Source organism: Streptomyces sp. NPDC051020 (assembly GCF_040683105.1).
In the GTDB taxonomy this organism is placed as follows: Bacteria; Actinomycetota; Actinomycetes; order Streptomycetales; family Streptomycetaceae; genus Streptomyces.
Map to the genome: position 1 here is coordinate 1 of NZ_JBFBCG010000162.1, position 7,383 is coordinate 7,383.

General features: G+C 65.7%; 4 protein-coding genes. All 4 read right to left on the bottom strand.

What is annotated here, in order from left to right; all coding sequences use genetic code 11:
* Positions 1 to 469: 469 nt before the first annotated feature.
* The gene (locus AB0N06_RS37530; RefSeq protein ID WP_366139159.1) at positions 470 to 2,638 is read right to left on the bottom strand and encodes a prolyl oligopeptidase family serine peptidase; all 2,169 of its coding nucleotides are present in this window, start codon (positions 2,636 to 2,638) and stop codon (positions 470 to 472) included.
* Positions 2,639 to 2,641: 3 nt separating this feature from the next.
* Complete coding sequence (locus AB0N06_RS37535) at positions 2,642 to 3,142, bottom strand: hypothetical protein (protein WP_366139160.1); 501 nt, start codon at positions 3,140 to 3,142, stop codon at positions 2,642 to 2,644.
* Between the two features lie 562 nt (positions 3,143 to 3,704).
* Positions 3,705 to 4,670 (bottom strand): ABC transporter ATP-binding protein, encoded by a 966-nt coding sequence (locus AB0N06_RS37540; RefSeq protein WP_366139161.1) that lies wholly within the window; start codon positions 4,668 to 4,670, stop codon positions 3,705 to 3,707.
* A 739-nt stretch (positions 4,671 to 5,409) separates the two neighbouring features.
* On the bottom strand, positions 5,410 to 7,383 hold a 1,974-nt coding region (locus AB0N06_RS37545; RefSeq protein WP_366139162.1), incomplete at its 5' end, for a Helicase associated domain protein.

Below are 7,383 nucleotides of genomic sequence, written 5' to 3' on the forward strand. Positions count from 1 at the left end.
CCGTCCGCTTCGCCATCTGGGACCAGATCACCGGCGTCACCGGCCGGCCCACCACGGCCTGACCCCAGGCCCGGACCACAAGCCCACCACGCCCCGACGCGCCGTCAGGCACCAACACACCCAACAACGTGACAGCGCCCCAGAACTACACCGTCCGCACCACCGTCGCGTTCTTCGACCACGGCCTCAATAGCCGCTCACGGCGCTAACGCAACGGTGTTGGTGTCACCACCGATTATGGGACAGAGCCGTTCGTTTGACAGACCCTTGCTTAGGGCTTGGCGACGGGTTCCTGGGACGCTTGTTCGGTCGGTAGCTGGGGCCGTTCATGATGACCTGGTGGCTGGTGTTGATGAGCCGGTTCAGGAGCGATTTGGCGGCGACGGGGTTGTCCCCGCAAGCATCTGGGCCGGAGGTGGTCGCGGGCGCGGGCCTCGACGACGGCGAGCGAGCACATCACAACGCCGTCCTACGCATGCTGCCTGTCAGCCTCCCAAGAGGCATCAAAGCCATCGCCGTATCGTGTCGACGACCCGAGCGGCAAGCCGGATTGCCAGGCCGCGAACGCAAGCTGGTCGACGAGGAGGCCAACCGTGAGACTCATGGAACGTGCGCCGTGGCCTGCGTCGGGTTCGCGCCGCAGGAGCACGATCCCGTTGTCACCGGGAGTCGGACGGCACCCTGCGACGTGCTGGAGTGCGGCACACATCTTCCTGGCGTGCAGCGGATCGACCATCGAGTCTCCCTCGGAGACGCTGAACAACACTGAGGGGTAGACGCCTTCCGAGGTGACGTGGTGGTACGGCGAATAGGACATGAGCCATCCGAGTTCTTCCTCCACCTCCGCCGAGCCGTACTCGGCAGTCCAGGACGGCCCGAGCCCGAACCGCTCGTACCGGGCCATGTCCAGGACAGGTGCTCCGCAGAGGACGGCCCGATAGAGGTCGGGACGCTGGGTGAGCGCTGCACCGACCAACAGCCCACCGTTCGATTCACCGCTGATCACGAGTTGTGAGCTGGTGGTCCAGCCTTCGCGGATGAGGGATTCGGCCGCAGCGTGGAAGTCGTCGACCGACTTCTGCTTGTTCGCTCTGGCACCCGCGGCATGCCACTGCGCTCCGCCCTCGTCCCCACCACGTACGTGGGCCACGGCGTAGACGCCGCCTGCTTCGACCCAGGCAAGTATCTCCGGGTTGTAGGCAGGTGCCAGGGAGAGTCCGAAGCCGCCGTATCCGTAGAGGATCGCAGGCAGCGGGCCACGGTGTGAGTGCGGAGCGAAAACGGTGACCCGGATCTGCGTACCGTCCTGCGTCGCGCAGTTCAGATGATGCACGGCACCAGGAGGCCGCGAGGGAAGCGACTGCCGTCCAGGAGGCGACGCCCAGATCGTGCGGGTGCGGGTGAGGGCGTCCCAGTGGAAGACGGTCGGCGGTGTGAAGGGATCGGTATAGGTGAACCATGCTTCGTGCCCCCGGCCACGGATCTCGCCGACGACGCCGGCGCCGGGGAGATCGATGTCATCGATGTGCTCGCCCGTGGCCAGGTCGTGGACCGTGATCTCGCTGAACGTGTGCCGGTTTCGGCCAGCCAGGAGAAGAGGACGCGCCAGTTTCGGGCTGTCGAGCATGGTGACGTGTTCAAGCCTCGCGTCCGGGTCCTGAGGGAGGATGTCCCTCCAGTGGCTGGACTGCGGGTTCGCAATGTCGGTGACCGCGAGGCGGCCGTGGGGCGCATTGAGGTCAGAGTGAAGGTACAGCTGTCCGTCGCGGCCAACGAGGGCGCGCGTGTGGGCATGGACGTTCCTTTGCACGGGTGTGAAGACCGGGCGCAGGGGGCTGCTGGAGGTGAGATCGGCCAGCCACACCTCGTTGTGACGTACGGCGCCGATCGTGGCAGTCAGGATGAGCCATCGGCCGTCTGCGGTGACCGCGATGCTGTAGGAAGTTGTCTTGTATCCGTCGGCGCCGAAGACGAGGGAGTCGGTGTCAGGGTCGGTGCCGACGTGGTGCAGGTAGACACGCCGATGGTAGTGCTCCTCGCCTGGGGGCACGGCGGAGCTGGGCAGGCTGCGCACGTAGTAGAAGGCGTCACCGCTGGGCAGCCATGCGATGGGGGAGTGGCGGCATCGGGTGATGGGCCCGTCGACGAGAGAGCCTGATGCGGTATCAAGGACGTAGAGAGAGCTGTCGGCGTCACCTTTGACGGACACCTGATAAGTGAGCCGGGTTCCCGTTTGGTCCGGGTACCAGCTGTCCAACGTGGTGTGTCCGGTGGGGTCCAGGTCCATCGGGTCCATCAGGAGGCGCTGGTTGCCGTCTTCCTCGGCCATGTAGAGGGCGGCGTGCTCCTGCTGAGGATCGCGCTTCATGAAGAAGTGGCGAGTTCCGCGCCAGACGGGCGGGCCGATCACGCCTACCGAGATCAGTTCGTTCAGGTGAGTGCGCAGCTGGTCCCGCCCGGGCAGCGCGTCGAGTGCGGCATGTCTGAGGCTGTCCTGCTCGGCGAGCCAGGTCCGAGTTTCTTCGCTGTCGTGTTGTTCCAGCCACCGGTACGGATCGGTGACGGAGTGGCCGAACAGTCTTTCCACCAGGTCCTGACGTCGGGCGGCGGGGTAGGCGAGGGGTGTGTCGGAAGGCACTTCTCAATCCTTTTCCTGCTCGTCGACCAGGTGTGTGATGACAGCGGTGTAGCGAAGTATTTCGGTGTCGTCCCACGTCACGAAGACGCAGAAATCGTGCAGGTGAAGAAGGGTCTTGAGCGTTGCCGCGCGGTGAGCCGACGGGTCGGGCGGGAGTCCGTAGCCTTCAATGAATCGTGCCGCGAGGCGGTCCCAGTCGGCGGGATCCACCGAAAGTGGCAGCCGAACTGACAGGGAACGTAGTTCGTGAAGCTCGCCCAGTACCCAGCCGACGTCCTGTTGCCAGCTGCCTAGGCCCAGCTCTTCCCCGGTGAGCAGCGCGTCGGCCTCATCCGACTCCGACGGCACGAGCAGCCCCAGGCTCGGGTTCCCGTGCAGCAATACCCGGGGTCCTGAGCGCAGGCTCTCCAGCCATGAGGTGAGCAGCTGCCAGCGGTGGGTGCCGAGGGCCTGCCGGAGACGCGCGTGCAGCACTGCCGGGGGACCGGGCAGCGGGCTGTCCATCCAGGCTGACAGACGGAGCCAGGTCAGGGGCATGTCGGCGGCAGCGTCGGTCGCTGCTGATGGTGCGGCGTGGAGTGCGCGGAGCAGCATTCCGAGGTGTTCCAGGAGCGAACCGGCCCTCGCGTGGGCCTGAGGGTCGCGTGAGAAGAGGAGATCGGCCGTGGAGCCGGCTCCTGGTGCCGCGTAGTGGAGCGTGTTGCCGTGTGGCAGCGGCGCGACATAGCGGGCACCGGGGTGTCTGGTGGCGGTTGCCTCAAGAGCGGCGAGGAGCGCGGGGCGCGGAGGGAGGAACGGCTGGGTCCTCCTGTCGCCGGCGCTGCGGACCCACGCAGGACCATGCCGATCGTGCCGGTCGCCAGGACCGGGCCGGCCAGGAGTTGTTCGTCGTCCCTGGCAGTGAACGTCGACGGGGTGACGGAGTGGATGAACCAGAGCGATCCGAGAGGCAGGACGAGGGCGGAGAAGAGGGCACTCCTGTTCCGGAGCAGCATGATCAGTTCGGTGTGCCCGAGCGCCAACATCCGGCTCCGGCGGGAGGAGAATCCGTTGGACGTGTACGAGGTCATGAGCTGCTCCTTGCGGGCCGGGACTCTGCGCTGATGGTCATCGCCAGGAAGGCTTCCTCGAGCGATGCCGTTCGGGCGTCCAGCCCTTCCAGAGCGACGTGTTGCTCAGCGGCCCAGTTCAGCAGGCGGGTCAGCACGGTCTGGAGGTCCTGGGTGTGGAGCACGAGGCTCTGCCCGTCGGTCTGCCGGTGAGTGGTGCCCGGCAGCGGCGGCAGGGACTCGGGATGTAGACCTGCGGGAAGGTCGAAGCCGATACGGGAGGGATGCCCGGCGATGACCTCGGCGGCGGTGCCTTCGGCGACCACACGCCCCTTCTGCAGGATGGCCAGGCGGTCGGAGAGCGCTTCTGCTTCCTCCAAATAGTGCGTCGTCAGAAGTACTGTGGTGCCGCCCTGCTGCAGTTGCCGCACGATGTCCCAGGTGTCGTGACGCCCTTCGGGGTCCATGCCCGTCGTGGGCTCGTCCAGGAACAGCACCTGCGGGCCGCCGATGACTGCGAGCGCCAGATCCAGCCGACGGGTCTCTCCGCCTGATAACTGCTTGACCGGCACCGTGCGCCGGCCGGTGAGTCCGACCAGGCTCAGTACCTCGGAGACCGTACGCGCGGGCGGAGAGCACTTGGACCAGAAGCGTGCCACCTCAGCCACCGTCAGGTCCGCCGGAAAGCCGCCGCTCTGCAGCATGACCCCGGTCATGGGGCGGACTTCGGCGCGTTGGCGGTAGGGATCAAGACCCAGGACGCGTACCTCTCCACTGTTTGTCGGCGCCATGCCTTCCATCAGTTCCACTGTGGAGGTCTTGCCCGCTCCGTTCGTCCCGAGCAGAGCGAAGACCTCCCTCCGATGGACCTGCAGGCTGACACCTCGCACGGCCTCGTACTCGGACCGGCTACCCACGCCGTACGTCCTGCGTACGTCACGGACATCGATCACGACGTCATTCTTGTAGTCGTTGGCTTCCATGAGTTTCAGCCTCGTGTCACGTGCTGCGGCACGACAGTGCCATATGCAATCAATCTTCACGCCCCCCGCACGGTTGACCCATGACATTTGTCAGGGGTCTGCACGTCCGCGGTCGGCGGTATTCCTCGGCGGTTAGCGCGAGTGGCACCCCCAGGTGCTGACTGGGCGCTGCCGCCGTTCCGGACGACCCCCGTTCGCTACTTCATGATCAAAACAATGGCGGCAAAAAAAGTCAATCATTTTAACTCTCAATGGTTGATATTCCGCCAACTCTGCGCTTCCTCCGGCCATGGTTGCGATCTCTTGGTTTCGGGACAGTGGTGTGAGAGATATTGGGGCGTTGGTGTGTTGCCGTTGGGCGGTGGCTGTTTCGGTGTGTGGGGTCACTGTCCTGAGGTGAGAGGTCCGGGGTGTAAGTACTGTCACCGGGCGATATATGTGCAGGTTGCGTACTGACACGAAGGTGAGAGGTCGCACCCAGGGCCTGCGCGGCAGCGGTGCGCACGCGATACCAGTAGTCGGTCTCGCCTAGTTCCGGGTCGACGTCACCCAGGCCTGGCGCGTAAGCGTTCGCGATCTGCCGCGCCCGGACTTCCTGGACGACCAACTCCTGAGGCCAGTTAGGCCACTCCGCACCAGGTATCTCTCGCGCTAGATCCATATCGCCTAGATGTTCGTTGGCAAGATCCAGGAACTCGGTCAATTTCTCAACAGTGAAGGCATGGTCCATCGCAGGAATCTATGCCCACCTCAGCCCGAGTGCGGCGAGCTGCGAGAGTTGCTGTTCACTGAGGCGGTCGCGGCGGCTTTTCTGGTTGCTCAGAAATACGCCCAGCCGCACAGACGTGCCGTCCGGGAGTTCTTCGACGTGCTGCCTCCCGACGACGGTTTTTCCTTCCCGTGCGATGTACTGGGTGAGGGCTTGTAGGCCGCGTTGGAAGGCGTCGGTGCCGCGCTCTGCTCCTGTTCTTGCGGGGCGTGGCGCTGCGGTCTTCTGGGGTCGTTCAGCCGGTTTCACGCCCATCTCGCCCAGTCGGTGTTGCTGTTCCTCGTTGAGGCGGGTCCAGTCGCGGGTTTGGGTGGTGAGCCAGCGTCCGATGTCGTCTCCGCGGTGCGTGACACCGGGCACGATCTCCTCGAGGGCCGCCCCGGCTTCCAGGAGGGCGCTCAGGCCGGTGTAGTGGCGTTGCCAGTCGATGGTCCAGCCGAGTGTGCGGGGGTTCCAGTCGGGGTCGATGGCGGTGAGTTGTTCGGCCCGTCGCTGTGCCCGCTTCGGGTCTTTGCCGAGTCCGTCGGGGCGGCGGAGGTTGGTGAGCCATTGGCCGATGGGTTTGTCGAGGGCGGTGGCGTGGCGGGGCGCGGCCAGGGTGCCGGCTTCTGCGTAGTAGGCGCGGGCGGCGGCGAGGTTTTCTTCGAAGGCGGCGTCGGCGGTGTCCCAGACGATGCCGAGTTCCTCGAGTTCGTCGGCCCGCTCGGTGGGCATCCCGGCCCGGTAGGCGCGCCTTTGATCGGACAGCCACCTGCCCAGCGGGTACGCATCCTCCTGGTGCTCGTACGGGACCTCCAGTGAGCCTTCCCGCTCGAGGTAGCGGCGGGCGGCGGCGTAGCCGCGTTGCCAGTCCTGGCGTTCGGTGCTGATGATGTTGAACCGTACCCATTTCGCGATCATGACGGGGTCGCGTGGGGTGGCGAAGCGGAGCAGCAGCCGTGACTCCTCTTCACCCTCCTCTGGCTCGGGGCCGATGTTCTGCGACGGGTCAACGACGTTTTTCTGGTTCTCCTGCGGGATAGCGAGCATCTCGATGGCGCGTTCATCGTGTGCCCTAAGGCCTTCAAGGACTTTCACCAAGGGGCGATACGAGGCGGAGGTGAACATGTCTTCCGGCTGTTCACCCGGCGCCAGAAAGACGGGCACGATCAGTGTTGCAATCTTTCTCTGGCCTGGTTTTTGGCGCAATGCCCGGCCGATGGCCTGAACGATATCGACCGCGGACCCCTTGGGGTCCAGCAGGGCTACGCTGTCCACCGCTCGAATATCCACACCCTCGTTCAAAACGCGGCAGTTCGAGAGCACCGCACGCCCCGCCCTGCGCCCGAAGTCAGCGAGCACGGAGCGCCGGTGGTCCACCTCGTGCTCACCGCTCAGCCAGTTGGCCCACACCCGCTCCGGATACCGCCCGGGGTCCGAAGCGTGCAGGCGCTGCGCGACCCGGGGCAGTCCCTTGGCGAATGCGGAGGCTTCGATCGTGCGGTGGTGGAAGGTGATGGTGGTCTGGAGCCGGTGCTCGGCCATGGTCTCGAGCAGTGCGGCCTGCAGCGCCCCCATCCGCTGACCGCGCAGCTGCTCTTCGCGTTTTTCGTCGCTGGCGAGGCGGGCGGGGGTGACGATGGGGTCGGTCAGTTCGACCACCACGATCTGATACCTGGCCAGAAGCCCCCGTGACACCGCGGACGCCAGCGAGAGCTCGTAGACGACTGGCCCGTAGATGTTGGGGTTGTCCATGGAGCAGGCCAGCTCGCGTGGGAGCCGGTCCCACCCGTCGAACGGTTCCCCGGTCTCCACCAGGGCCCGCTCGATGTTCCGGGGTGGGCGTTCTTTCCAGATGCGGGGGGTGGCGGTCATGTAGAGCCGGCGCATGGCGGGGATGACGTCCTGGTCGTGGATGGCGGCCCAGGCCTTGCCCGCGGATCCGCTTGTCCTGTGTGCTTCGTC

What these genes read in the sequence shown, in the direction of transcription:
- AB0N06_RS37535 (WP_366139160.1), bottom strand. Translation starts at nt 3,142, where the DNA reads ATGGACAGCCCGCTGCCCGGTCCCCCGGCAGTGCTGCACGCGCGTCTC.
- AB0N06_RS37540 (WP_366139161.1), bottom strand. Translation starts at nt 4,670, where the DNA reads ATGGAAGCCAACGACTACAAGAATGACGTCGTGATCGATGTCCGTGAC.